Raw genomic sequence first — 25,169 nt, forward strand, 5'->3', positions numbered from 1 at the left:
TCACTCCCCCTTCAGTGCTTCAAACTTCGCTTTCATAGTTGGATTTTTTCGGGTCAATTTTTTAACCGAAACATCTTCCAACTTGTTGTTAGCGAGGCGGAGTTGGTTTTCGGATGTGGTTAGGAATTTCTTAACCTCTTCCATACGCTTAATGGCTTTATCGATTTCATCGATTGCTTTACCAAAGTTGGTCGAAGCGGAGTTATAGTTCTTTGCAAAAGCTAGTTTAAAGGCATCCAAGTCTTCCTCAAAATGCGTGATATCGATATTCTGCTCGCGAACTAAGGCTAGTTCTTGTTTGTATTTTAGAGAATTAAGCGCCGCATTACGCAGGAGACCAATCAACTGGATAAAGAACTGAGGACGAACCACATACATCTTTTCATACTCGTGACTGACATCAACAATCCCTGTGTTAAAGTAGTCGTTATCTGCTTCTAACATGGTCACCAAAACAGCATACTCACAGTTCTTCTCCCGACGATCCTTGTCCAATTCCTTGTAAAAATCCGAGTTCTTATGCTTCTTCTCCGTCCCATCCGCTTCATTTTTCATTTCGAACATGATGGAAATGATTTCGACACCATTTTCATCACATTCACGGAAGATAAAGTCCCCCTTAGACCCACGCGCAGAAACCTTATTATCCTTCTCAAAGTAAGCATTTGGAAAGGCAAAACTGCGGACCTTGTTAAACTCACTCTCTGCATACTGTTCCAGACTTTCTCCGATGGCTTTTGTAGATTGTTGAGCCTTGAAATTCTTGTAAAATTCTACCTGCTCACTGGCCGCCTTGAGCTGGGCTTCGTAATTTTGCTTGAGGGAAGCTAGAGATAACTCATTTTCCTTTTCTTGCAAGAGGAGCTGATTTTTAACTTGATCCCGTTCTTTTTCTAGGTCAGAAAGGGTCTTTTGCAGTTGATTTTCATGCTCCAAACGCAAGGTAGCCAGTTGGTTTTCCAAGACCTGTACTTCCTTGTCTTTAGCCAATAAAGCCTCATGACTTGTCTGTTCAACCTCTTTCTTGGCAAGTTCTTTCTCTGTATCAAAGTTTTGGATTTGACTCTGTAATTGAGCAATTTCTTGATCCTTCTGAGCCAGTTTAATCTGTTGTTCATTCATGGCCTTTTGCTCAGCCAAGGCCAGCTCCTGCTTCATGCGATCGTGTAATTCCTTATCAAACTCAGCTGTTCTCACTTGAGATAAAAGTTCGGCATACTGGCTCTCATTTACTGTGAAGACTTCCCCACAATTGGGACATTTGATTTCGTTCATAACTTTCCTCTTTCTAGACTTCTGTAACCATTATATCATGCCTGAGGGAAAATCAAAAACAGTGAGTCGAAACCCACTGTTTATCTGTTTACTTTATACTTTTTCCAAAGCCAAGCGCAAATCTTCGATCAAATCCTCTACATTTTCAAGACCGATAGACAAGCGGATTTGGTTTGGTGTTACACCTGCTGCTTCTAGATCTTTTTCTGACAACTGACCGTGAGTGGTTGTCGCAGGATGGACAACAAGAGATTTGGCATCTGCCACGTTTGCAAGGTCAGAGAAGATTTCCAAATTATCAATTACCTTGCGAGCTTCTGCCTCTCCGCCTTTAACATGGAAGGTAAAGATTGAACCAACACCTTTTGGCAAATATTTCTCAGCCAAAGCATGGTAAGGACTGTCAGCTAGTTTTGGATAATTTACCTTCTCTACCTTAGGATGGTTGACAAGGAAATCAACAATTTTCTCTGCATTTTGCACATGACGTTCCACACGAAGAGAGAGAGTTTCAAGCCCTTGGAGCAAGAGAAAGGCATTAAACGGTGACAAGGCAGCACCTGTATCACGGAGCAATTGAACACGAACAGCGATAATAAAGGCTGCTGCACCCACATCACGAGTATAGCTCAAGTTATGGTAGCTCGGATCTTCCTCAACAAATTGAGGGAACTTCCCTGAAGCTGCCCAGTCAAAACGACCGCTATCGACAATCACTCCTCCAATAGTCGTACCATGCCCACCGATAAACTTAGTTGCTGAGTGAATGGAAATATCTACACCGTGAGAGAAGACGTTAATCAAATATGGTGTGGCAAAAGTGTTGTCTGAAACGAGAGGAATCTGGTGTTTATGCGCAATCTCAGCCAATTTTTCCAAGTCAGGAATGTTAATCAAGGGATTCCCCAAGGTTTCAATCAAGACAAGCTTGGTATTGTCATTGATAGCTGCTTCCACTTCTTCCAAATTATCCACATCGACAAAGGTTGTTGTGATCCCATAACGAGGAAGGGTTTCTTTCAAAAGATTGAAGGTTCCGCCGTAAATAGTGGACGCTGCCACCACATGGTCACCTGCGTGAGCAAGCGCCAAAATAGTGTAGGTTACAGCAGCCATACCTGATGCTGTTGCTAGCGCTCCAACACCACCTTCAAGAGCAGCTATTCTTTCTTCAAATGCCGCTGTTGTAGGGTTGGTAATACGAGTATAAATGTTCCCTGGTTTTCTCAAGGCAAACAGATCTGCACCTTCCTGCGTGTCATCAAAAACGAAGGATGTTGTTTGATAAATCGGTACTGCACGAGATTTAGTCGCTGGATCAACTACTTGCCCAGCATGTAATTGTAGGGTTTCAAATTTAAATTCACGAGTCATTTTACGACCTCCAAATAGCTTCATTAAGGATATTGTATCATCTTGGTCTAGCCTTTTCCAATACCGTTTTTCTATATTTTGATATAAGGAACAACTATGACTAATCTTAAACATCAAAAAAAGCACGATTGACTCGTGCTCTTTTCTTTAATCGACATAAGTATCTTCGTTTTTATTGAGGAAGGCATATGGTAATCCCATCAAGAGACCGCCCCCAATGAAGTTCCCGACAAAGGTTACACCCCAGTGACGAAGAATATTAGGTATGTCAAAGTTAGCAATTGAATCAGCTGCAACACTGAACTTAACAATCGCAAAAGAAGCAAAGTTCGCAGCAATGTGTTCGTTTGTTAAGAATACAAACATGTAAATTGCTGATAAGACAAGCCAAAGTTTGGCCCCACCGTCTTTCACCAAAACGAATGAAAGAATGGCAATGTTTACAAAGATATTGGCTAAAATACCTTCAAGTAAGACTAACTCATTCGAACGACCTAACTTCATCTCCACAACCCCTGAAATGAAGCTATCATGTGTCAGATTTGCATAGGCTGCTGAGTGGGCAAAGCCCCAACCTGCAATCAAAGCTCCGATAAGGTTGAACAAGGTACAGTAAAGTAAAATCTCAGCCGTTTTTCTCCAAGAGATTTTTTTCAAGAAACTACCAGCTGTCAAAAACATCATATTTGAAGTTACCAACTCGGCATTCAAGAAAACAATGTAGGCCAATCCCCAAGCAAAAACAAATGGGAAGAGGAAGCGACCACTGCCTGGTGCGATCTTATTAATCAAGTCAGCCCCAACTGCACCCGCAGCTGTACTAAATGTTAAAAAAGCACCTGCAAACATGGAACGAATCGCGTACTTGAATTTACTTTGACTATAAAGACTTTCTTTCTTCTTACAAGCAAATTCAATCTTTGAGATAAATTCTGAAGAGACCATAAAAAACTCCTAAAACTTTTATTTGTGAATATTATAACATAAAGCACGCATTTTGAAAAGCCTTTCTTGTATACGTTTTCTACAAAGAAAATCAAGGCATTGGGGGAATTCCATAAATCTCTCCTTTACCCATTAACAGAAAAACATTTCAATGTTTCAAATTGATCATCCAAAAATTCAAACTCAAATAGGTGCCAGTCATCGAAGGTTTGCTCACAATAACTAACTGTTCCTTGATTGTAGTCAATGATAGGTTTCCCCAGCTTGTTCTTCACATCTTCCTCGCTGACTTCTCCATACATTTCCTTAAGATCAGCTAGCATAAACTTGATAATTCTATTGAGATTTTCCTGATAATTTTTTGATAACAGTTCAACTTTATCTATAAAGTCACAATCAGGCTCTTTGTCCCAAACAAAGATCACTCCCTCATGCTCATAAGTGTATTGCTGTAAACTTTCATCAAAATTCATTGTTCACTCTCCAAATCATTATCATTTACTAAAAATTTATTAACATTAATCAAAATGTTCAAATGATTTCATAAAAATGTCTTCCACACACGCGTATGATAAAATAACAACACTTGCAATGATTAGAAGATATCATCATAATGTTCACTCGCTTGTTGCACAAACTCGAAAATATTCAAAGATATGGGTTTCATTTCCAGTGAACCTAATGCCCCCAAATCATTCATATAAATAGTGTCGTCAGAATCTTTCTTTATAAAAAAAGCGACATCCCCATCTTGCCCAATCAGGAAAAAATCAGGTTCCCACCCTTCTATTTGGTAGGTGGAGTTTTTTTCTAACAAATCTAGTCTTGAGTATAAGGTGATGCCTGTATTCTCTATTATCAACTCTCCTGCTTTGTCGATTTTACTCAAGAATTCTGCGTATAGGTTTGGAAGTATCAAGTCAATCTGATTATTCATTGTCAACTCCTCATCTATTTTTCCTACTGCGAAAGTCCTATATCTCATCTTCACTTAGTTCTCTAAAATGTGAAATATGATATCCAAAATAACACTTCCCCCGATTTTCCTATGAAGATTCAGTGTCCAGCCATATTGGCAATTCCTCCCAAGAATATCATAGGAAGATCCTTGTCAAATGGAGAACTACTTGTTATGTCTTCTTTGAGCGTAACGAAAGACTTTTCTCTTAACTGACTCATTATCTATCCTCTCTTATGCCAGGCATCCTTCGGTTACTTACGATAAACCTTTCAACCTACTGACCAGTTTCCTATCACATTGAAAAGATACCATTAAAGTTGAATGATCATCTTGCAAGCATCATACATTATCAAATTTTATAGTTTTCGATTTCTTCTCTACTCATGCCTACAAGTTCTGTCGTCCACAAGCCCACAATGTCCGACAAGACTGAATCACAGGTATATTCTTCTTCACCGTCTATATACTTACAGGAAAAGACAGGCTTCCTTGTCGCTGCTTGATAAAATGCCATGGCTACTTTTTCTAGTTTTTGGGGATTGAAATCAAGTGATAGTTTTTGAGCCATATTTCCTCGTACCAGATCCCAATTTTCCTGCTTAGCCTGATAGCTTTCTCGTATTTTAGACACATAGCCCCTACAAAATGCTTTCAATAAGTCTGTGTTCTGATAAAAATACTGACAGCTAAAATCTGAAATACAACCTGCGTGAAGTAGGAATGTTAGTAAGTCATCCAGACTTTCTGCTACTCTCCCCACTTGGCCCTCACTTCCGATAAAGCCTATGCTGTTATCTTCGAGAAAAACATATTCTCCCCCACTACCGTCTTGAGCAAATGCCTTACAGGCAAGAGAGTATTCCTCATTGTTCCCTGAAAACTGAACTTCACTTATCTTGTCATAAAAATAAATATCACATTCAGTCATCAGTAAGGTCCTTAACTGTTCATTTTCTCTGACTTCTTGTAGCTTATCCATGATCATTCCTTTCTTAAGCTAAACACTTATCCATCTATCACAATTCTAATATGGTAGTTTTTAGTTTCATTCTTTAGATTCTTCACAAGGAGATCATTCTGTTTTGATTGTCCGAAGAAAAAACTGACAGCTTTTCCATCTTTTCTTTCGATACACAAATGATACCTTGCCCCATTCAATTTGACACTTCGAATATATTTGACTTCAATCATTTTGATGTTATTCAGCGGAATGATTCTCTTCACAAATACAAAAGCATTGTGAATATAAAGTCTCCCATTGGCAATGTGAAACGGGGCAAAAAAATCACCACCACTACGACTGACAATTATAAAACGTCGCCAAAAGATTAGTAAAAGAATAGAGGCTAATAAGTAAAAGGCAAAACTAAAGACAGGACTTTCCCACATCGTTTTCATTCCAAACAAAAAATATTCGAACATGCATCATTCTCCTTTGACTGATGTCTCAATTTGACAAAAAACCAGTGAAATTGCTTCTTCACTGGTTTTTGAGGTTAATAACGTTGTCTATACGGTTGATTAAAGGCCTTCAAAATATCCTCAGAAGTCTCTGAATAAGCTTTTGATTCTTTAAAAATCCCCTTAACAATTATACGCTCAGTCGCATTATAATCAACACAGGTAACCAAAGTAATCTCCTTTACGCCATCACGATCTTCGATTTCATCTACTCGGTCCGGAGTAACGTGTTTAACTTCCGTAATCTCATAAGTATAAACCTTATCCTTATCGGTCAGGTAAATTTTCATACCCGCTTTAGCGTTAACTAAAGGTGAGAAGAGCATTTGACTGGCATTTTCAGCAGTAAAGATATGGTGACTCGCTAGAGAATAGTTGCCCTCCCCCATTTTTTGGTCTGGTTTCATGGTTCCTGCTCCGTAGAACAAGTTTACATTATCCAACCCTTTGAAAATCGGCAAGTTAATCTCCACTTCGGGAATAGCAATTCCTCCAATAACGGGAAGCTTCTGAGCGTCCCACTGAGCGGCTAGAACTGCTTCAGATGAAATAGATTTAACCGAATCAAAATCAAAATTCCCTTCCGTTTTGAGATTTTCATCTATATTTTCTTTAGTAACCTGATTGACTTGGTATTTATTGGTATTCCACACCATAAAGAGATCTCGAATCTTTGAATTAAAAATCAAAGCTAAGGATAAAAGAATTAAGAAAACCGCTAAAATATTGAGAAATAGATTCCTACGCTTATTCTTCTTACTTTTCGTTTTTTTATGAGACATTATGCTTTACCTTCTGTTTCGTTTTCAGTCCCAACTTCTTCTTTTTCTGCCGCATCAACCGTTGTAAAGGTCACAATCTTGGCATTCTGGTCTAGACGCATCACCTTAACTCCCATAGTTGAGCGTCCTGTTTGTGAAATATTGGCAACATTTGTTCGAATAATGACACCTGTATCCGTGATAATCATCAGGTCTTCATCTCCTTTAACAGTGAGGAGACCTGCAAGAGGTCCATTCTTCTCAGCAACATTGGCTGTCTTCATCCCTTTACCACCACGACCTTTTGTTGGATATTCAGTTGCAAGAGTACGTTTACCATACCCTTTTTCAGTGATGATAAGGACCTCGTCCTGGTCAGTGATGACACTAGCTCCAACTACAGTATCTCCTTCACGAAGGTTAACTCCTCGAACCCCTGTCGCGATACGGCTCATACCACGAACGGCTGATTGATTAAAGCGAACGGCATAACCAAATTTGGTACCAATGATGATATCTGTGTCTTCTTCTGTCAGCAAGACGTTAATCAGTTCATCTTCATCCTTGAGATTCAAAGCCTTAAGTCCATTTTGACGAATATTAGCAAATTCTTTAACACTGGTTCGCTTCACGATACCGTGACGGGTTGTGAAGAAAAGATAGGCGTCATCACTACGTTCAGATTTAACATTAATGATGGTCTGTATGCTCTCCCCTTCATCCAGCTTCAAAAGATTGACAACCGGCAATCCCTTGGCTGTGCGACCGTATTCAGGGATTTCATAACCTTTTAGTCTATATACGCGTCCTTTATTGGTAAAGAAGAGCAGATGATCATGGGTGCTGGTTGAAACCAACTCACGCACAAAGTCATCATCCTTAACTCCCGTACCTTGAACGCCACGACCACCACGTTTTTGAGCAGTGAACTCACCTTGGTCCAAACGTTTGATATAGCCCTTGTTGGAGAGAGTAATCAAGACATCCGACTCTTCAATCAAATCTTCATCTTCAAGGGTCAAGACCTCTCCGACCATCAACTCAGTACGACGTTTGTCACCAAACTTGCGTTTGACTTCGTCCAATTCGTCTTTGATGATTTGAGTCACGCGCTCTGGTTTGGTAAGAATATCGGCCAAATCTGCAATCAAGGCAATTAATTCGTCATACTCTGACTGAATCTTATCACGTTCCAATCCTGTCAAACGACGGAGACGCATATCAAGGATAGCTTGACTTTGACGTTCAGAAAGCTTGAACTTACTCATCAACTCAGCTTGCGCTTCCGCATCCGTTTCACTAGCACGGATGATACGAATCACTTCATCAATATGGTCAAGTGCGATTAAAAGACCTTCTAAGATGTGTGCACGCGCCTCTGCCTTTTCCTTGTCAAAACGGGTACGGCGAACCACCACTTCTTTTTGGTGCTCGATATAAGCATCCAAGATTTGTCGAAGGGACAAGATTTTTGGCACGCCATTTTGAATTGCTAGCATGTTGAAACCAAAGTTAGTTTGCATCTGGGTCATCTTGAAGAGGTTGTTAAGGATAACATTGGCAGACGCGTCGCGTTTGACCTCAATCACAAAACGAACACCTTCACGGTTGGACTCATCACGTACTGCTGTAATGCCCTCAAGACGTTTTTCCTGAACCAAGCGAACAATATGCTCATGGACTTTGGTTTTATTGACCATGTAAGGAAATTCTGTTACAACGATGCGTTCACGACCCGTCTTAGTTGTTTCAATCTCTGTACGAGAACGAAGTACAATGGAACCTTTACCAGTCTCATAGGCCTTATGGATACCTGATTTTCCCATGACAAGGGCACCAGTTGGAAAATCTGGACCAGGCAAGACTTCCATCAAGTCCTTAGTCGCCACTTCAGGATTATCCATAACCAACTTCACTGCATCAATGGTTTCACCCAAGTTGTGAGGAGGAATGTTGGTTGCCATCCCAACAGCAATACCAGTTGCCCCATTGACCAAAAGGTTTGGAAAACGAGCTGGCAAAACCAAGGGTTCACGTTCATTGGCATCATAATTATCAACGAAATCAACTGTATTTTTATTGATATCACGAAGCATTTCCAGAGCAATCTTGCTCATGCGTGCCTCAGTGTAACGTTGAGCGGCAGCACCGTCCCCGTCCATGGAACCAAAGTTTCCATGCCCATCCACAAGCATGTAACGGTAGCTCCACCATTGAGCCATACGGACCATGGCTTCATAAATAGATGAGTCTCCGTGTGGGTGGTATTTACCCATAACATCCCCTGTAATACGGGCTGATTTTTTATGAGGTTTGTCTGGAGTAACACCTAATTCATTCATTCCGTAAAGAATACGGCGGTGAACAGGCTTCAAGCCATCTCGAACATCAGGAAGGGCCCGCGCTACGATAACACTCATGGCGTAATCGATAAAGCTGGTCTTCATCTCCTTTGTCAGATTGACATTCACTAAATTTTTATCCTGCATTAATAAATGCCTCATTTCACTATTAGTAATTAGATATATTATACCATAAAATGTCCTTTATTTCAGGCTTCTGAAACTACTAAAACGTTTACATCAATAACCGAATAGAATATTCGTGACAAAGCTTTTTAAAAGTGATAGAATGAAAGTGTCTGGGGATTCCCCTAAAAAAAAATGAAGGAGATGTTTAGATAATGACTTCAACTAAACAACACAAAAAAGTGATCCTTGTTGGTGACGGTGCCGTAGGTTCATCTTACGCTTTCGCACTTGTTAACCAAGGAATTGCACAAGAGCTTGGAATTATCGAAATTCCACAATTACACGAAAAAGCTGTTGGTGATGCGCTTGACCTTAGCCACGCCCTTGCCTTCACTTCACCTAAAAAAATCTACGCTGCTCAATACTCTGACTGTGCAGACGCTGACCTTGTTGTTATCACTGCAGGTGCTCCTCAAAAACCAGGTGAAACTCGCCTTGACCTTGTAGGTAAAAACTTGGCTATCAACAAATCAATCGTAACACAAGTTGTTGAATCAGGTTTTGATGGTATCTTCCTTGTTGCTGCTAACCCAGTTGACGTTTTGACTTACTCAACTTGGAAATTCTCTGGATTCCCTAAAGAACGCGTTATCGGTTCAGGTACTTCACTTGACTCAGCTCGTTTCCGTCAAGCACTTGCTGAAAAATTGGATGTTGATGCTCGTTCAGTTCACGCCTACATCATGGGTGAACACGGAGATTCTGAATTTGCCGTTTGGTCACACGCCAACATCGCTGGTGTAAACCTTGAAGAATTCCTTAAAGACACTCAAAACGTTCAAGAAGCTGAATTGATTGAATTGTTCGAAGGTGTTCGTGATGCTGCTTACACAATCATCAACAAAAAAGGAGCTACATACTATGGTATCGCCGTAGCGCTTGCTCGTATCACAAAAGCAATCCTTGATGACGAAAATGCAGTACTTCCACTTTCAGTCTTCCAAGAAGGTCAATACGGAGTTGAAAACGTCTTTATCGGTCAACCAGCAGTTGTTGGTGCACATGGTATCGTTCGTCCAGTAAACATCCCATTGAACGACGCGGAAACTCAAAAAATGCAAGCATCTGCTAAAGAATTGCAAGCAATCATTGATGAAGCATGGAAAAATCCTGAATTCCAAGCAGCTTCTAAAAACTAATTAAAAGAAGGTTCTCATTTCATGGGAGCCTTTTTCTTTTTGCACAGAACGATAAAATCATATTTTCCAAAACAAAAAGCCTACTGACCAAGCTAGAAAGCTTGATACAATAGGCTTTTTGAAAATTCATTATTTAACAGCGTCTTTAAGAGCTTTACCAGCTTTGAATGCTGGAACTTTAGAAGCTGCGATTTTGATTTCTTTACCAGTTTGTGGGTTGCGACCTTTACGTGCAGCACGCTCACGAACTTCAAAGTTACCAAAACCGATCAATTGAACTTTTTCACCAGCTGCAAGGTATTCAGTTACTGCTGCAAATACAGCGTCAACTGCTGCTGCTGAATCTTTCTTAGTCAATTCTGTAGCTTCTGCTACTTTAGCGATCAAATCTTGTTTGTTTGCCATGTTAATAATTCCTCCAAATAATTTCTAATTAACAAATATAATCATATCCTAAAATTGCCCACAGGTCAAGTCAAAAACGCTATTTCTAACGATTTTTCTCTATTTTTTTAGGAATGATATCGAACTAAGATAGCCCATGCATTTTCGCCTGTATGCGTCTGAATAATAGAGCCCGTTTCCAGTACTGAGATTGGTTTTTCGACATAAGTTTGTAAAAGATTCTTCATCTCATTGGCCCATTCATTGGTACCAGCGTAGGATATTCCAATTTCTGCAACAGATTTATGAGAAAGGGTTTCTGCTAGTTCATCAAGCCATTTTTTGAAAGTTTTCGCACCACGTCCTTTGACGATTGGTTGGAGTTCGTGGTTTTTCATCTGCATCACTACACGAATATTTAATAGTGAGCTTAATAGTCCCGTCACACGTCCAATACGCCCACCTTTCACTAGGTTTTCTAATGTTGAAACACCGATATAGAGTTCAGTATGATTCTTGACGTCTTCTACATGAGCTAGGATAGTTTCCAAATCTTTTCCTTCTTGGGCAAGTTTAGCAGCTTCAACAACTTGAAACTTCATAGCTTGGTCAGTAAAAGAACTATCAATAACCGTTACATCAGCAGTTGAGAGACTCGCTCCTTGGCGAGCAGCTTCAACAGTTCCTGACAAGGCATGGGACATGTGAATAGCGAGAATCTGACTACCGTCTTTACCTAGTTCTTCAAAAACCTCAGCAAAGACTCCCACTGGAGGCTGACTGGTTTTCGGCAGATTCTTACTTTGTTGCATAAGATGAAGGAACTCCCCTTCTTTCAAATCTGCGTCTGAATAAAGCACACTATCGATCATAACGGATAGTGGAACAACCGTAATATTTAACTCTTTAACTACTTCTGGTTCGATGGTGACAGAAGAATCTGTTACAATTTTTACTTGTGTCATATTTTCAATCTTTCTATTCTTCTCAATAAGATAGGGATTTTTCACTTTTATTATATCAAAAAATTGTTAAAAAATCATAAGAGATCCAATTAAAACGCTTGAAAATTTGGTATAATCTATCTATAGAAAAAGCGAGGGAGAATCATGATCCGAAAAGTTCAGCCTATTATCACTATCATACTAGGGGCAGCTATTTATGCCTTTGGTCTTACCTACTTTGTAGTTCCCTATCATCTATTTGAGGGTGGTGCGACAGGTATTACACTAATTACCTTCTATCTCTTTAAAATTCCTGTTTCAGTGATGAATCTCTTGATTAACATCCCTCTCTTTATCTTGGCCTGGAAGATATTTGGTCCCAAAACTCTCTACTCCAGCCTTTTGGGAACCATTTCCCTCTCGATCTGGCTTGCTGTCTTTGAAAGAATTCCTTTACAGTTTGACCTACAAGGTGATCTTATTATCGTTTCACTGGTTTCTGGTGTTTTACTGGGAGTCGGTCTAGGAATTATTTTTAATGCTGGTGGGACTACTGGTGGTTCTGATATTGTTGCCCGTATCCTCAACAAATACACCAATATTTCGATTGGTAAATTGCTCTTTGGGATTGACTTTTTTATCCTAATGTTGATTTTAATTATCTTCCAAGATCTTCGTCTCGTTACCTATACTCTCTTGTTTGACTTTATCATCGCTCGTGTTATCGACTTGATCGGTGAAGGGGGCTATGCTGGCAAAGGATTCATGATTATCACTCAATTTCCAGATCGGTTAGCCGAAAAAATTAACGATGAACTCGGACGCGGCGTAACCTTTATATCTGGTCAAGGTTACTACAGCAAAAAGGATTTAAAAATTATCTACTGTATCGTCGGTCGAAATGAAATCGTTAAAATGAAGGATGTGATTCACCAAGTCGATCCTCAAGCCTTTATCACCATCACAGAGGCTCATGAAATTCTGGGGGAAGGATTTACTTATGTAAAAGATTAAAAAAGCTGGGAATTCCCAGCTTTTATTCTTCTTCAGAAAGTGTAGAGTGACGATAGCCATAAGTAAAGTAAATCACTAGTCCAACCAACAAAGCAAGTCCAAAGGCAATCCATGTTTCCTTGGTATACTGAAGCATAAAGGAAAGACAGATAAGAATGGAAAGGACTGGCAAAAGCGGCACTAAAGGAGTTTTGAATTCTCCTTCTTTTGGCATGCCCTTATCCTTTCTGAGCTTGATAATACCGTAGGCAAGCAAAATGAGATAAGCTAGCGTACAGATATTTAAAAAGGCAGCGATACTGGCTAGCGGAAAGACTCCTGCTGCAATGGCTGAAGCAACTCCTGTTAAGATGGTCGCATTTTTAGGAACGCGACTGGTCTTGCTTAATTGTTTGAAGCTTTGAGGTAAAAGTCCATCACGTGCTAAGCTATAAATCATCCGAGACAGAGCGTAGGTCATGGAAATACATACGGTTATCAGGGTTAGAATGGCTACCAGTGAAACATAGTTGGCTGCCCAGCCAATTCCGATACTACGCAATGAAAAGGCCACTGCATCGTCCACATTGAGTTGGTTATAGTGAACAATCCCAGTCAATACTATTGTTACCAAGACATAGAGAATAGTGACAATTGTCAGAGAAAGCACAATTCCGCGAGGAATATTTTTTTGCGGACTTTGAATTTCATCAACTGCCATGGAAATCGACTCAAAACCGAGAAAACCGAAGAACATCAAAGATGCACCTGCCATAATCCCAGTGCTTCCTCCATAAATCTGGCCAAAGCCAAAAGGAGCAAAATTCATCCAATTTTCTGGCTTGATGTACCAAATACCAACTAGGATAAATAAGGCGAGAGCTGAGAATTTCAAGACCACTAAAAGCGAATTAAAGCGTAAGGCTGCCTTGGAATTTAATAAAACCAATCCTGTTACCAAAGCAAGCACCAAAATAGGTAAAAGGTCGATATAGGTGCCTTGTTCGGGGTTAAAAGTATCATTTAAGGCTTGGGGCATGGAAATACCATAATTACTGAGTAAGCCCTTAAAATAAGCTGCCCAACCAGACGCCACACCTGAAACAGCTGTCATAAATTCCATGATGGTCAACCAGCCAGCAATCCATGCTGGTAATTCTCCTAAAATCGCATAGAGATAACTATACGCACCCCCAGTTGCAGGTACACGCGAGGCAAATTCTGCAAAAAAGAGCGCTGATAAAGAAACACATAGGGCAGAAATCACGATGGAAACCACTAGTGACGGACCAGCTAGTGTAGCTGCCGCCGTTCCTGTAATGGTGAAAATACCCGTCCCCACCATAGCACCTATTCCTAATAGAATCAAATCCCACAACTTCAAATGGCGGCGCATCTCTGTCTGTCTCAGACTAACATCCTTGGTTCTAAAAATATTCATACTTCATCTCCACTAAATGTAATTGTTTTATTTTACCATATAAAAGCATTTTTGTGAATATTTATTAGGTCCTTTTTGAAAAAAATCTGAACAGGAAGAGTTCCTGTTCAGATTTTGCATATTCTTATCCGACTGAACCTTCCATTTCATAGCTAATCAAGCGGTTCAGCTCAACTGCGTATTCCATTGGAAGTTCTTTGGTGAAGGGCTCGACAAATCCCATGACAATCATCTCTGTTGCCTCAGATTCTGACAATCCACGACTCATGAGGTAATAGAGTTGTTCTTCCGAAATCTTAGAGACCTTGGCTTCGTGTTCCAAAGCAACTTGCGAGTTGTGGATTTCATTAAATGGAATGGTGTCTGACGCTGATAAGTCATCCATGATAATGGTATCACACTCGATGTGAGAAACAGATTTCTTAGAGTTCTTGTTGAAAGTTACTTGTCCACGGTAGTCCACCTTTCCTCCGCCTTTAGCGATGGATTTAGACACGATAGAGGAGCTTGTGTGTGGAGCGTTGTGGATCATCTTGGCACCCGTATCTTGGTGTTGCCCTGCATTGGCAAAGGCGATGGAGAGCATGGTACCACGGGCCCCTTCTCCATCCAGATAAACAGATGGGTATTTCATGGTTGTTTTGGCACCCAAGTTTCCATCAATCCACTCAACAGTCGCATCTTTCAAAGCTTTGGCACGTTTTGTTACCAAGTTATAGACATTATCAGACCAGTTTTGGATAGTTGTATAACGCATGTAAGCTCCGTCCAAGGCAAAGATTTCTACAATGGCCGCATGCAAGCTGTTGCTTGAATAAGTTGGCGCTGTACATCCTTCTACGTAGTGGACGCTTGCTCCCTCATCAACGATAATCAAGGTACGTTCAAACTGACCTGTATTTTCGTTGTTGATACGGAAGTAAGTTTGTAGTGGAATATCTACCTTGACTCCTTTTGGTACATAGATAAAAGTCCCTCCAGACCATACTGCCGAGTTGAGGGCGGCCAACTTGTTATCAGTCGGCGGTACCAACTTCGCAAAGTATTGTTTAAACAAGTCTGGGTATTCCTTGAGGGCAGAATCCGTATCTGTAAAGATAATTCCTAACTTCTCAAATTCTTCTTTCATGTTATGATAAACCACTTCCGACTCGTACTGGGCAGAGGCTCCTGCTAGATAAGCACGTTCAGCTTCTGGAATCCCGATACGTTCAAAGGTTTCTTTAATCTTTTCAGGTACATCATCCCAAGAACGGGCTGGTTTATCAGATGGTTTTTGGTAATAGATCAAGTCATCAAAGTCAATCTCTGACAAGTCCGCTCCCCAAGTTTGCATAGGCATTTTCTTGAAGGTTTCATAAGATTTCAAACGGAATTCCAACATCCACTCTGGCTCACCCTTGGCAGCAGATAATTCACGAATAACACCTTCGTTGAGTCCTTTTCCTGTCGATAGGACAGGCTCTACATCATCATGGAAACCAAATTTATATTCACCAAGATCAATTGGTTTTGGTTCTACTCTTTCTTCAGCCATAATATCCTTTCTTTCATTATATATTTCTATGTTTCTTATTTATCTTCTTGATTTTCAATTGTCTTCTTAAGAGCGTTCCAAGCTAGGGTTGCACACTTTATCCGTTGCGGGAATTTGGCAACACCTGACAAGAAGGCACCATCCCCGAGTTGGTCTTGGCGGTCATCCTTTTGCCCTTGAACCATTTCAGAAAAGATGGTTGCAAGTTCTAGAATTTCTTGTTTGGTCTTGCCCAAAACTGCATCTGTCATCATACTAGCAGAAGCAGTTGAAATCGTGCATCCTGAATTTAGAAAAGCAATATCTTCCAAACGGTCCTCTGCATCAAACTTGACAGAGAGGTTAATAACATCCCCACAGGTTGGATTATTGAGGCTGATTTGCTCAGCATCTTCCAGCTTCCCTTGGTGATGCGGATTTTTCGAATGGTCCGCTACCACTGCCATATAAAGGCTATCTAGTTTAGAAAGTGCCATTGAAAAACTCCTTTGTCTTTTGTAGGGCATCGACCAACTTGTCGCAATCTGCCTTGGTATTGTAGATATAAAAACTTGCACGAGCTGTTGCTGGAACTTCCAAATATTGGAGCAAGGGTTGTGCACAATGGTGACCCGCACGAACTGCTACTCCTTCATAATCCAAAGCTGTAGCAAGGTCGTGAGGATGAAGATTCCCAAGGTTAAAGGCAATGACACCTGAACGTTGAGCCAAGTCCTGCGAACCGTAAATAGTCAAACCTTCTATCGCCTGCAATTTCGGATATACGTATGCAATCAGTTCCTGTTCATGGGATTCAATTGAATCCATACCGATGTTTTCTAGATAATCCACTGCTGCTGCAAGTCCGATAGCACCTTCCATATTTGGAGTTCCCGCCTCAAACTTCCAAGGCAATTCCTTCCAGCTAGCAGATTGCTCGTAGACAAAATCAATCATCTCACCACCAAACTCAATCGGTGGCATTTGCTCAAGATGCTGCTCTTTACCGTAAAGCACACCGATACCTGTCGGACCAGCCATCTTGTGACCTGAAAAGGCGAAGAAGTCCACATCCAAGTCCTGGACGTCAATCTTCATATGGGGTGTAGACTGGGCGCCATCCACCACCATAATAGCTCCAACTTGGTGGACCATCTGAGTGATTTCTTTGATAGGATTGACCACACCAAGGACATTAGAGGCATGAGCTAGCGAAACAAACTTGACCTTGTCAGTCAATTTAGCTCGCAAGTCATCCATATCCAGAGCCCCGTCCTTGAGATAGACATAGACAAGCTCTGCTCCAGTCTTTCGACAAGCTTCCTGCCATGGAATGATATTGGAATGGTGTTCCATGACGGAAATCAAGACCTGGTCTCCCTCAGTCAACACTTCCTCAGCGTAACGTGCTACCCAATTAAGACTGGTCGTCGTTCCTCTGGTAAAGAGAACTTCCTTTGTAGATCCTGCATTGATAAATTTACGAATGGTTTCACGAGCAGCTTCATAAGATGCTGTCGCTCTCTCAGCCAAGGTATGGACACCACGGTGAACATTGGCATTGTCCTGCTCATAGTAGCGGTTAATGGCTTCCAGAACTGCTAGTGGTTTTTGTGTCGTCGCAGCATTGTCCAGATAGACCAGAGGTTCATCATTGACAATCTGGTCTAAAATTGGAAAATCCTTGCGAATCGCTTCTACATCTAACATAGGCTTCCCCTTAGCGTTTTGACAATTTTTCTTCGATAGTTGCAATCATTTCGTCACGAACTTCTTTGACTGGAATCTCAACAATAACGGAACCAAGGAAACCACGAACAACCAAACGCTCAGCTGTCGCCTTATCCAAACCACGGCTCATGAGGTAGTACATATCTTCTGGATCCACCTGCCCGATAGAAGCCGCGTGACCTGCAGTTACGTCATTTTCATCAATCAAAAGAATTGGGTTGGCATCTGAACGTGCTTGGTCCGAAAGCATAAGAACACGGCTCTCTTGTTGCGCATCTGCTCCCTTAGCACCCTTGATAATGTGGCCAATACCGTTGAAAGTCAAAGTTGCTTTTTCAAGAATAACCCCATGTTGGAGGATATTTCCGATTGAGTTACATCCGTAGTTAGTCACTCGAGTATCAATCCCTTGAATCTGACGACCACTTGATAAGGCGACAACCTTAAGATCAGCATGGCTACCATTTCCAATCAAGTCGCTATCAAAGTCCGCAACGACATTTCCTTCGTTCATGACACCGATTGCCCAGTCAATGCTTGCATCGTTGCCAAGTTTACCACGACGGCTAATGTAGGCAGTGACATTTTCACCTAAACGGTCAATAGCAGCAAATTTCACTTGCGCACCAGAACGAGCAATCACTTCTACAGTAATATTGGCAGTTGCTTTTGCACTACCTCCACCTCGTGACTCTAGACGTTCAAGATAGCTTATTTTAGAGTTTTTACCAGCGATAATAAGGATATGCTTGTTAAATGGCACATCGCTATCGCTGTCTTGGTAAAAAATACCTTCGATTGGTTCAGCAATCTCAACGTTATCAGGAATATAGAGAACAGCACCACTGTTAAAGTACGCTGTATGATAGGCTGCTAGTTTATCATCGTCATACTTAACAGATGACATGAAGAATTCCTCGATAAGCTCTGGAATTTCTTCTAAAGCTGAGTGAAAGTCTGTGAAAACAACACCCTGTTCAGCCAATTCAACTGGAATTTGCTCAAAAACAGTCTGCGTTCCTACTTGCACCAACTTCAAGTGGTTATCTAAAGCCGTGAAGTCAGGAACATTTGCTGAAGGTTCACTTTCTGTGATGGTTCCATCTCCCAGATTCCAACGGTGAAATTTGACACGCTCAATGACTGGTAATTCCAAACTCTCAATCTTATCAAAAGCCTTTTGACGGAGGTCTGATAACCAGCTTGGTTCAGCGTGCATTTCTGAAAAAAGTTTAATAGTTTCTTTAGTCATTTACTTCTCCTAAAAGATACGAGGGAATTACAATTCTTCCTTGTAGTCATAGCCAAGTTCTTCAGCTAGTTTTGCGTATCCTTCACGTTCCAAACGGGCAGCCAATTCTGGACCACCAGAAAGGACAACACGACCTTCCATCATTACGTGTACCACGTCTGGTGTGATGTAGTTCAAAAGACGTTGGTAATGAGTGATGATCATAGCACCAAAGCCTTCACCACGCATGGCATTGACACCTTTCGATACAACTTTAAGGGCGTCAATATCAAGACCTGAGTCAATCTCATCCAAAAGGGCAAATGTTGGTTCCAACATCAAGAGTTGAAGAATTTCATTACGTTTTTTCTCACCACCTGAGAAACCTTCGTTGAGGTAACGCTCTGCCATTTCTTCTTTCATGTTGAGCAATTCCATTTTCTCGTCTAGTTTAGTGATAAACTCACGAACGGAGATCTTTTCATCATCTTCTTTACCAGCATTCATAGCTGCACGAAGAAATTCAGCGTTGGTAATTCCTGGAATTTCTGATGGGTATTGCATGGCAAGGAAAAGTCCCATACGCGCACGCTCATCAACTTCCAATTCAAGAATATTTACACCGTCAAACAAGACTTCACCTTTGGTAACTTCATAGTTAGGGTTCCCCATGATAGCGGCTGAAAGAGTCGATTTACCAGTACCATTTGGTCCCATGATAGCTGCGATTTCTCCTGTTTTTAGAGTCAGATTGACTCCTTTCAAAATTTCTTTTCCTTCAATCTCAACGTGAAGATCTTTGATCTCTAATACTGACATGATAATTCCTTTCTTTTTCAAACATTTTGCTCAATACTTTAGGAAATTGCTTACAATCCCTAAAAAATAGGACAAAAGGTCAATAAATATACTCTACTAGTATAACAAAAAAAAGCCTAAAAGGCTTTGATTTTGTCTAGAAGCTGGGGGGCTAATCCTTGCGGTTTAGGTGCTGATCAATGGCATCTACTATTTTTCCCATTACATAACTTAACCTAAAATTTCGAAAGAGTAAAATCGCCCAAAAAGCTGCCATAACATAGCGACCAGTCATCAAAGATTCATTGAAAAAATAAGTCTCAGCAGCCGTGAATAATGCTATTATGATAAATTGTTGTCTGTCCATAGGATTATTGTACCATGAAATCCACTTTTAGTCTTCTTCGACCATTACTTTATCAGCCAGAAATTCGAATCCTTCTGGAATCAGGCTCTCTTCTTCAACCTCTTGCTCGGCTTGAGAAGACTTGTTTTTAGCTGAAAATGCTGCACGAACCTCTTTCCATTCCTCTAGGGAAATGGCTAAGATTTCAGGTGAAAATCCGGCCGCTTGGCTGAGAATATTGCCAAACATGGTATTGAGGTTATCCCGTTTCATGGTTTGCCCAGCATTGAAATTAGACTCAAAGGCTAAAATAGCATGGTGTTCATTGGCCGCAACTGGCTGGGAACCTACGAGAAGAGCCTTATCCGGACCAGCTAAACTTTCAATCACTTCTCCCCATGCATTCTGTAGGCGAACCAAGTTTTGCCGTGCCAAATCAGGATTTTCGACAGCTTCTTGCAGGATAGCCTGAACTTTGTTGCGATCTACTCGATAGACTGTCTTAGAAGTGGTTGGACGGCTAGGGACTGGTGCCACTTGTTTAGGCACTGTTCCAACATTAGCAAGTTCTTGTTTAAGACGAACTACTTCCTGTCTCAGTGCAGAAATTTCACTTTCGACAGTTTCTGAAAGCACGGATTCAGGCTTGATCTCAGCTAAACGAATGGTCATCATCTCAGCATAAATCTTAGGTTGCAGGCTAGCTTTCATATCCGCCAGGCTCACAGTCGCTATTTGAATCATTTCAAAGAGGCTTTCCTGAGATAAAGCTAGATTGTCCATAAAAACCGGACTATGATGAGTATTTTCGCCACCTGTCTGAACAACTAGTAGATCACGCAAATACTGCAAGAGATCCGTCACAAAACGAGTCATGCTCTTGCCATTTTCAAACAAAAGATTCAAAGAATCAAGCGCTTTTGAAACATCCTGCTGGGACAAGGCAGCTACATAATCATCAAGTGCTGATAGACTAATAGTGCCTGTAATCTCCTCAGAGATGGCAGTCGTGAGCTCATTCCCTTGCGTCAAACTCAAAGCTTGGTCCAGAATAGACAAGGCATCCCGCATTCCGCCTTCAGCTCGTCTGGCAATGATTTCCACAGCCTCTGGTTCAGAACTGATATTTTCTTTTTCTAAAATATGATGAATATGCTCCTTGATATCTTGAGTTTTAATCGATTTGAACTCAAAACGTTGGACACGCGATAAAATAGTTGCTGGAATCTTATGCAATTCGGTGGTCGCTAAAATAAAGACAACATTTTGAGTTGGTTCCTCCAGAGTCTTCAAAAGCGCATTAAAGGCTCCTGTAGACAGCATATGAACCTCGTCTATGATATAGACCTTGTAACGTGCCAAGCTAGGTGCATAGGTGGATTTATCACGAATTTCTCGGATTTCATCAACTCCATTATTTGAAGCCGCATCCATTTCAATGACATCTTCTAGGCTACCTTCTGTCACAGCCTGACAGATATAGCAGTGATTACACGGTTCTCCGTTCACTTGGTTCGGACAGTTCATAGCCTTGGCAAAAATCTTGGCTACACTGGTTTTCCCAGTTCCACGAGGACCTGAGAAAAGATAAGCGTGACTAATCTTTTCCTGCTCAACCGCTTGTTTTAGGGTTTTAGCCACAACCTCTTGACCTACTAGTTGTGAAAAAGTCTGGCTTCTATATTTTCGATAAAGTGCTTGATACATTAGGCTTTCTCCTCAAACATCGTAAAGTCCCATTCTGTCTTCTCAAGCAAAATAGCGACAAATTGTTCCAAGTAATCACGATCAATAGCATTGTAATCATCAATAAGTGAAGAATCCAGGTCTAAGACACCCAGCAATCGACCATTCTTAAGCATGGGAACTACGATTTCACTCTTGGCCATACTATCACAAGAAATGTAGTTTGGATAGGTGCTCACGTCCCCTACTAAAACAGTCTCTTGAAACTCAGCAGCTTCTCCACACACACCTTTTCCAAGCGGAATGCGAATACAAGAAACACCACCCTGAAAAGGCCCTAAAACTAACTCGCTACCATCAAACAGATAAAAACCTGCAAATACAGTATTGGGAAAGCGAGATTTTAGGAGGGCACTAGCATTCGAAAGATTGGCAAGAACATTGCTCTCACCTTCAAGTAAATAAGAGAGTTCCTCATTTAACAATTGATATTGTGATTGTTTTTCTGAATCTAACATAGAACTATTATATCAAAAATGAGAAAGAGACAAAAGAAAAATCCCTTGTTTTAAACAAAGGATTTTATGATTATCAATTTGATTAAAGTTCGATATCACCGAACAAGTCAGCCATTGAGAATCCTGTTTGTGTTTCTGGAAGTTCGAAATCACGTTTTTCTTGACGTTTTGGACGACGTGGACGAGCAGCACGTTTTTCTTCTTTTTGTCCTTCTTCTTGAGCTGGACGTTCTTCAAGAGCTTTGATAGAAAGTGATACGCGTTCTGCATCAGCGTTAACATCAAGGACTTTAACAGTAACTTCTTGACCAACAGTAAGAGCTTCTTTTGGATTTTCGATACGTTTGTGTGAAATTTGTGAAACGTGAACAAGTCCATCGATACCTGGCAATACTTCAACAAATGCACCGAAGTCAGTCAAACGTTTAACTGTTCCTTCTACTACATCCCCTTTAGCCAATTTTTGCTCAACACCATCCCATGGTCCAGGTGTTGTTGCTTTAAGTGAAAGTGATACGCGTCCTTCTTCTTCGTTAAGATCAAGGATCTTCACTTCAATTTCTTCACCAACAGTTACAACTGATTTAGGTGATACGTTACGTTCATGTGACAATTCCGTCAAGTGAACCAATCCGTCAACACCACCAAGGTCGATGAAAGCACCGAAGCTTGTGATACGAGCAACTTTACCTGTTACGATATCACCAACAGCCAATTTACCAAATACTTCAGCACGAGCTGCTGCAGTAGCTGCTTCAACAACTTCACGACGTGAAAGGATGAAGCGGTTTTCTTTAGGATCAACTTCTTTGATTTTAGCATCAAATTCTTGACCTACGAAACGCTCAGTGTTACGTACGAAACGAGTATCCAACATTGAAGCTGGGATGAATCCACGAACACCTTCAAATTCTACTGAAAGTCCACCTTTAACGGCATGAGTTCCTTTAACAGTAACAACTTCTTCTTCGCGTCCTACAAGTTTGTCCCATGCTTTGCGAGCTTCAAGGCGTTTTTTAGATACAAGGTATGTAACTGTATCAGTATCTTTACCAACTACTTGACGAAGTACAAGAACATCCAATACTTCTCCTACTTTCACAAAGTCATTGATATCTGCATCGCGATCGTTTGTCAATTCGCGAAGAGTCAAGACACCTTCAACACCAGTCCCAGAGATTGCAACGTTAGCTTGAGTCGCATCAACTGTCAATACTTCAGCACTAACAACATCACCAGGCTCAACTTGGCTAACGCTATTTAGCAAATCTTCAAATTCGTTCATCTAAAAAATCCTCCAACAATCAAGTCTTTTCCAAAACTTGACATACTTATAATTTTTTTCCTAAGCACCCGCAAGAACATGTCCGTATTGTTCACGTCTTTCAATATAAAAATAAAATACCCTAAGATATTTTTCTTTTTATCTTGAATTTATTACCTAAGAACTGGGGTAGCTGGATTCGAACCAACGCATGAGGGAGTCAAAGTCCCTTGCCTTACCGCTTGGCTATACCCCAATGATGAGATGGAGAGAGAGGGATTCGAACCCCCGAACCCGAAGGAGCGGATTTACAGTCCGCCGCGTTTAGCCTCTTCGCTATCTCTCCAATGCTTAACGAAAACTATTATATCATGAAATTTTCAAAAAAACAAGCATTATTTTGTTAAATTATAGTTTTCAATCAAAATTTCCACAGCTTTTTCAAGTTTTTTATAAAAACTATCGACATTTCCATTCTTTATGATGGCAAATTGACTGTCTAATTCGGCAATTTCCCCAATAACCTTTTTCCCGATCGTCAAAACGTAGCCTTCATAACTGTCTTTTCCAACAGTCACTTTTGCATCTGTTAATTGGATTTCAATTTTCTTATCTTTTTTACTCATACTTTACCTCTTTTCACTTTCTCTATTGTACAAGAAAATGCTCAAACTAGCAAGAAAAAACTCCATTTCAGCTATTACAACTGCTATGGAGTTCTTCTTTACTTCATGTCTTTTAGTCCACTTTGACAATCCATCCTTCAGGCGCTTCTACATCACCAAATTGGATACCCGTCAATTCATCATAGAGTTTACGTGTAACAGGACCTACTTCTGTTTCACTATAGAAAACATGGAAATCATCGCCGTGTTGAATGCCTCCAATTGGTGAAATAACCGCTGCCGTACCACAAGCACCTGCCTCTACAAAACGATCCAAATTATCAATTGGGACATCGCCTTCAATCGGAGTCAAGCCCAAGCGGTGTTCTGCCAAGTAAAGCAAAGAGTACTTGGTAATGGATGGCAAGATGGATGGACTTAATGGTGTAACGAATTCATTGTCTGCCGTGATTCCAAAGAAGTTGGCTGATCCGACTTCCTCAATCTTTGTATGTGTAGATGGGTCTAGGTAGATAACATCTGAGAAATGACGTGATTTAGCCATTTTACCTGGAAGGAGACTAGCAGCATAGTTCCCACCTACCTTAGCTGCTCCAGTACCATTTGGAGCTGCCCGGTCGTATTCATCCTGAATCAAGAAGTTGGTTGGGACTAAACCACCTTTAAAATAGTTACCAACTGGCATAGCAAAGATGGTGAAAATATACTCTTCTGCTGGTTTAACCCCAATAATATCCCCAACACCAATCAATAGCGGACGAAGATAAAGGGTTCCACCTGTTCCATATGGTGGGACGTATTCTTCATTTGCACTCACAACTGCTTTACAAGCTTCTACAAACATTTCTGTTGGAACTTGTGGCATCAAAAGACGGTCGCAGGTACGTTGCAGACGCTTGGCATTTTCGTCAGGACGGAACAATTGAACACTGCCGTCCTGGATACGATAGGCTTTCAAACCTTCAAATGCCTGCTGTCCATAGTGGAGACTTGGAGAAGACTCTGAAATATGCAAGGTTGCATCCTCTGTCAATTCTCCTTGATCCCATTGACCATTTTTGTAGTGAGCGATATAACGGTAAGGTAGTTTCATATAAGCAAATCCAAGGTTTTCCCAATCAATTGCAACTGTCATGTGTTTCTCCTTTATACTATTCAAACTATGTGTTCTATTCTACACTTTTCTAGTAAAATTTCAAGTATTATTTGTAATTTTCTGAAAATTTTTTCAACACAAAGAAATC

26 protein-coding genes and 2 tRNA genes are annotated in these 25,169 nt (G+C 40.7%); 2 read left to right on the forward strand and 26 right to left on the reverse strand.

What is annotated here, in order from left to right:
• The 10 genes from FQT28_RS05840 to gyrA form a co-directional block, all read right to left on the reverse strand.
• Positions 1-1,275, reverse strand: a complete 1,275-nt coding sequence (locus tag FQT28_RS05840; RefSeq protein WP_143989678.1) for a DUF2130 domain-containing protein — start codon at positions 1,273-1,275, stop codon at positions 1-3.
• A 93-nt stretch (positions 1,276-1,368) separates the two neighbouring features.
• Entirely contained in the window at positions 1,369-2,649 is a 1,281-nt protein-coding gene (locus tag FQT28_RS05845; protein WP_143989679.1) for an O-acetylhomoserine aminocarboxypropyltransferase/cysteine synthase family protein, read from the reverse strand.
• 147 nt (positions 2,650-2,796) lie between these two features.
• Positions 2,797-3,594 (reverse strand): formate/nitrite transporter family protein, encoded by a 798-nt coding sequence (locus FQT28_RS05850; protein ID WP_000254787.1) that lies wholly within the window; start codon positions 3,592-3,594, stop codon positions 2,797-2,799.
• A 125-nt stretch (positions 3,595-3,719) separates the two neighbouring features.
• Positions 3,720-4,067: a hypothetical protein gene (locus tag FQT28_RS05855; protein WP_143989680.1), complete on the reverse strand. Its 348-nt coding sequence runs from the start codon at positions 4,065-4,067 to the stop codon at positions 3,720-3,722.
• A gap of 122 nt (positions 4,068-4,189) precedes the next feature.
• Positions 4,190-4,531: a hypothetical protein gene (locus FQT28_RS05860; RefSeq protein ID WP_143989681.1), complete on the reverse strand. Its 342-nt coding sequence runs from the start codon at positions 4,529-4,531 to the stop codon at positions 4,190-4,192.
• Positions 4,532-4,650: 119 nt separating this feature from the next.
• Positions 4,651-4,773: a hypothetical protein gene (locus FQT28_RS10150; protein ID WP_260467783.1), complete on the reverse strand. Its 123-nt coding sequence runs from the start codon at positions 4,771-4,773 to the stop codon at positions 4,651-4,653.
• Positions 4,774-4,904: 131 nt separating this feature from the next.
• Positions 4,905-5,534 carry a hypothetical protein gene (locus tag FQT28_RS05865; RefSeq protein ID WP_143989682.1) on the reverse strand — a complete coding sequence of 210 codons (630 nt, stop codon included), beginning with the start codon at positions 5,532-5,534 and terminating at the stop codon, positions 4,905-4,907.
• Positions 5,535-5,560: 26 nt separating this feature from the next.
• A complete protein-coding gene (locus FQT28_RS05870; protein ID WP_143989683.1) occupies positions 5,561-5,977 on the reverse strand; it encodes a hypothetical protein in 417 nt (138 codons plus the stop codon).
• 74 nt (positions 5,978-6,051) lie between these two features.
• Complete coding sequence (locus tag FQT28_RS05875; RefSeq protein ID WP_000018513.1) at positions 6,052-6,798, reverse strand: class A sortase; 747 nt, start codon at positions 6,796-6,798, stop codon at positions 6,052-6,054.
• Positions 6,798-9,266: a DNA gyrase subunit A gene (gene gyrA, locus FQT28_RS05880; RefSeq protein WP_143989684.1), complete on the reverse strand. Its 2,469-nt coding sequence runs from the start codon at positions 9,264-9,266 to the stop codon at positions 6,798-6,800. The genes FQT28_RS05875 and gyrA overlap by 1 nt, the downstream gene beginning before the upstream one ends.
• Before the next feature lie 194 nt (positions 9,267-9,460).
• Between gyrA and FQT28_RS05885 the strand changes: the two genes are divergently transcribed.
• Positions 9,461-10,447 carry an L-lactate dehydrogenase gene (locus tag FQT28_RS05885; RefSeq protein ID WP_000204720.1) on the forward strand — a complete coding sequence of 329 codons (987 nt, stop codon included), beginning with the start codon at positions 9,461-9,463 and terminating at the stop codon, positions 10,445-10,447.
• A 129-nt stretch (positions 10,448-10,576) separates the two neighbouring features.
• On the opposite strand, the gene FQT28_RS05890 is transcribed toward FQT28_RS05885, so the two are convergent.
• Both FQT28_RS05890 and FQT28_RS05895 read right to left on the reverse strand, forming a co-directional pair.
• A complete protein-coding gene (locus FQT28_RS05890; RefSeq protein WP_001284636.1) occupies positions 10,577-10,852 on the reverse strand; it encodes an HU family DNA-binding protein in 276 nt (91 codons plus the stop codon).
• Between the two features lie 107 nt (positions 10,853-10,959).
• Positions 10,960-11,796, reverse strand: coding sequence for a DegV family protein (locus FQT28_RS05895; RefSeq protein WP_143989685.1), 837 nt, complete (start codon positions 11,794-11,796; stop codon positions 10,960-10,962).
• Between the two features lie 144 nt (positions 11,797-11,940).
• Here FQT28_RS05895 and FQT28_RS05900 point away from each other — a divergent pair, with 144 nt between their 5' ends.
• Positions 11,941-12,789, forward strand: coding sequence for a YitT family protein (locus FQT28_RS05900; protein ID WP_143989686.1), 849 nt, complete (start codon positions 11,941-11,943; stop codon positions 12,787-12,789).
• Positions 12,790-12,811: 22 nt separating this feature from the next.
• Here the strand turns inward: FQT28_RS05900 and FQT28_RS05905 are convergent, their stop codons facing one another.
• The 14 genes from FQT28_RS05905 to FQT28_RS05970 all read right to left on the reverse strand — a co-directional run bounded on the left by FQT28_RS05905 (position 12,812) and on the right by FQT28_RS05970 (position 25,075).
• Positions 12,812-14,209 (reverse strand): APC family permease, encoded by a 1,398-nt coding sequence (locus FQT28_RS05905; protein WP_143989687.1) that lies wholly within the window; start codon positions 14,207-14,209, stop codon positions 12,812-12,814.
• Positions 14,210-14,333: 124 nt separating this feature from the next.
• Positions 14,334-15,746, reverse strand: coding sequence for a Fe-S cluster assembly protein SufB (sufB, locus tag FQT28_RS05910; RefSeq protein ID WP_000797062.1), 1,413 nt, complete (start codon positions 15,744-15,746; stop codon positions 14,334-14,336).
• Positions 15,747-15,781: 35 nt separating this feature from the next.
• Positions 15,782-16,222: a Fe-S cluster assembly sulfur transfer protein SufU gene (gene sufU, locus FQT28_RS05915; protein ID WP_143989688.1), complete on the reverse strand. Its 441-nt coding sequence runs from the start codon at positions 16,220-16,222 to the stop codon at positions 15,782-15,784.
• On the reverse strand, positions 16,209-17,435 hold the full coding sequence (locus FQT28_RS05920) for a cysteine desulfurase (protein WP_143989689.1): 1,227 nt from the start codon (positions 17,433-17,435) through the stop codon (positions 16,209-16,211). Before FQT28_RS05920 ends, sufU begins: the two co-directional genes overlap by 14 nt.
• Positions 17,436-17,445: 10 nt before the next feature.
• A complete protein-coding gene (gene sufD / locus FQT28_RS05925) occupies positions 17,446-18,708 on the reverse strand; it encodes a Fe-S cluster assembly protein SufD (protein ID WP_143989690.1) in 1,263 nt (420 codons plus the stop codon).
• A gap of 27 nt (positions 18,709-18,735) precedes the next feature.
• Positions 18,736-19,506 (reverse strand): Fe-S cluster assembly ATPase SufC, encoded by a 771-nt coding sequence (sufC, locus tag FQT28_RS05930; protein ID WP_000114489.1) that lies wholly within the window; start codon positions 19,504-19,506, stop codon positions 18,736-18,738.
• 151 nt (positions 19,507-19,657) lie between these two features.
• Positions 19,658-19,852, reverse strand: coding sequence for a DUF3272 family protein (locus FQT28_RS05935; RefSeq protein ID WP_143989691.1), 195 nt, complete (start codon positions 19,850-19,852; stop codon positions 19,658-19,660).
• Positions 19,853-19,879: 27 nt separating this feature from the next.
• Complete coding sequence (gene dnaX, locus FQT28_RS05940; protein WP_143989692.1) at positions 19,880-21,538, reverse strand: DNA polymerase III subunit gamma/tau; 1,659 nt, start codon at positions 21,536-21,538, stop codon at positions 19,880-19,882.
• Positions 21,538-22,035, reverse strand: a complete 498-nt coding sequence (locus FQT28_RS05945; protein ID WP_000887141.1) for a GAF domain-containing protein — start codon at positions 22,033-22,035, stop codon at positions 21,538-21,540. Before FQT28_RS05945 ends, dnaX begins: the two co-directional genes overlap by 1 nt.
• Positions 22,036-22,117: 82 nt before the next feature.
• Positions 22,118-23,320: a 30S ribosomal protein S1 gene (rpsA, locus tag FQT28_RS05950; protein WP_143989693.1), complete on the reverse strand. Its 1,203-nt coding sequence runs from the start codon at positions 23,318-23,320 to the stop codon at positions 22,118-22,120.
• A gap of 163 nt (positions 23,321-23,483) precedes the next feature.
• Positions 23,484-23,555 (reverse strand) — tRNA-Gln (locus FQT28_RS05955).
• 9 nt (positions 23,556-23,564) lie between these two features.
• Positions 23,565-23,645: transfer RNA gene (locus FQT28_RS05960), tRNA-Tyr, on the reverse strand.
• Positions 23,646-23,694: 49 nt separating this feature from the next.
• Entirely contained in the window at positions 23,695-23,925 is a 231-nt protein-coding gene (locus tag FQT28_RS05965) for a DUF2969 domain-containing protein (protein WP_000037107.1), read from the reverse strand.
• A gap of 112 nt (positions 23,926-24,037) precedes the next feature.
• A complete protein-coding gene (locus tag FQT28_RS05970) occupies positions 24,038-25,075 on the reverse strand; it encodes a branched-chain amino acid aminotransferase (protein WP_313769810.1) in 1,038 nt (345 codons plus the stop codon).
• Between the last annotated feature and the right edge of the window lie 94 nt (positions 25,076-25,169).

This window comes from Streptococcus oralis (genome assembly GCF_901543815.1).
Taxonomy (GTDB): Bacteria; Bacillota; Bacilli; order Lactobacillales; family Streptococcaceae; genus Streptococcus; species Streptococcus oralis_CM.

Excerpts from the sequence above, each read along its gene's own strand:
- FQT28_RS05885 (WP_000204720.1), top strand. The coding sequence starts at position 9,461 with ATGACTTCAACTAAACAACACAAAAAAGTGATCCTTGTTGGTGACGGT.
- FQT28_RS05875 (WP_000018513.1), bottom strand. The coding sequence starts at position 6,798 with ATGTCTCATAAAAAAACGAAAAGTAAGAAGAATAAGCGTAGGAATCTA.
- FQT28_RS05865 (WP_143989682.1), bottom strand. The coding sequence starts at position 5,534 with ATGGATAAGCTACAAGAAGTCAGAGAAAATGAACAGTTAAGGACCTTA.
- FQT28_RS05945 (WP_000887141.1), bottom strand. The coding sequence starts at position 22,035 with ATGTTAGATTCAGAAAAACAATCACAATATCAATTGTTAAATGAGGAA.
- FQT28_RS05935 (WP_143989691.1), bottom strand. The coding sequence starts at position 19,852 with ATGGACAGACAACAATTTATCATAATAGCATTATTCACGGCTGCTGAG.
- FQT28_RS05870 (WP_143989683.1), bottom strand. The coding sequence starts at position 5,977 with ATGTTCGAATATTTTTTGTTTGGAATGAAAACGATGTGGGAAAGTCCT.
- FQT28_RS05900 (WP_143989686.1), top strand. The coding sequence starts at position 11,941 with ATGATCCGAAAAGTTCAGCCTATTATCACTATCATACTAGGGGCAGCT.
- rpsA (WP_143989693.1), bottom strand. The coding sequence starts at position 23,320 with ATGAACGAATTTGAAGATTTGCTAAATAGCGTTAGCCAAGTTGAGCCT.
- FQT28_RS05895 (WP_143989685.1), bottom strand. The coding sequence starts at position 11,796 with ATGACACAAGTAAAAATTGTAACAGATTCTTCTGTCACCATCGAACCA.
- FQT28_RS05845 (WP_143989679.1), bottom strand. The coding sequence starts at position 2,649 with ATGACTCGTGAATTTAAATTTGAAACCCTACAATTACATGCTGGGCAA.
- FQT28_RS05920 (WP_143989689.1), bottom strand. The coding sequence starts at position 17,435 with ATGTTAGATGTAGAAGCGATTCGCAAGGATTTTCCAATTTTAGACCAG.
- sufB (WP_000797062.1), bottom strand. The coding sequence starts at position 15,746 with ATGGCTGAAGAAAGAGTAGAACCAAAACCAATTGATCTTGGTGAATAT.
- sufC (WP_000114489.1), bottom strand. The coding sequence starts at position 19,506 with ATGTCAGTATTAGAGATCAAAGATCTTCACGTTGAGATTGAAGGAAAA.
- FQT28_RS05840 (WP_143989678.1), bottom strand. The coding sequence starts at position 1,275 with ATGAACGAAATCAAATGTCCCAATTGTGGGGAAGTCTTCACAGTAAAT.
- FQT28_RS10150 (WP_260467783.1), bottom strand. The coding sequence starts at position 4,773 with ATGAGTCAGTTAAGAGAAAAGTCTTTCGTTACGCTCAAAGAAGACATA.
- FQT28_RS05905 (WP_143989687.1), bottom strand. The coding sequence starts at position 14,209 with ATGAATATTTTTAGAACCAAGGATGTTAGTCTGAGACAGACAGAGATG.
- FQT28_RS05860 (WP_143989681.1), bottom strand. The coding sequence starts at position 4,531 with ATGAATAATCAGATTGACTTGATACTTCCAAACCTATACGCAGAATTC.
- dnaX (WP_143989692.1), bottom strand. The coding sequence starts at position 21,538 with ATGTATCAAGCACTTTATCGAAAATATAGAAGCCAGACTTTTTCACAA.
- sufU (WP_143989688.1), bottom strand. The coding sequence starts at position 16,222 with ATGGCACTTTCTAAACTAGATAGCCTTTATATGGCAGTGGTAGCGGAC.
- FQT28_RS05965 (WP_000037107.1), bottom strand. The coding sequence starts at position 23,925 with ATGAGTAAAAAAGATAAGAAAATTGAAATCCAATTAACAGATGCAAAA.
- FQT28_RS05890 (WP_001284636.1), bottom strand. The coding sequence starts at position 10,852 with ATGGCAAACAAACAAGATTTGATCGCTAAAGTAGCAGAAGCTACAGAA.
- sufD (WP_143989690.1), bottom strand. The coding sequence starts at position 18,708 with ATGACTAAAGAAACTATTAAACTTTTTTCAGAAATGCACGCTGAACCA.
- gyrA (WP_143989684.1), bottom strand. The coding sequence starts at position 9,266 with ATGCAGGATAAAAATTTAGTGAATGTCAATCTGACAAAGGAGATGAAG.
- FQT28_RS05855 (WP_143989680.1), bottom strand. The coding sequence starts at position 4,067 with ATGAATTTTGATGAAAGTTTACAGCAATACACTTATGAGCATGAGGGA.
- FQT28_RS05850 (WP_000254787.1), bottom strand. The coding sequence starts at position 3,594 with ATGGTCTCTTCAGAATTTATCTCAAAGATTGAATTTGCTTGTAAGAAG.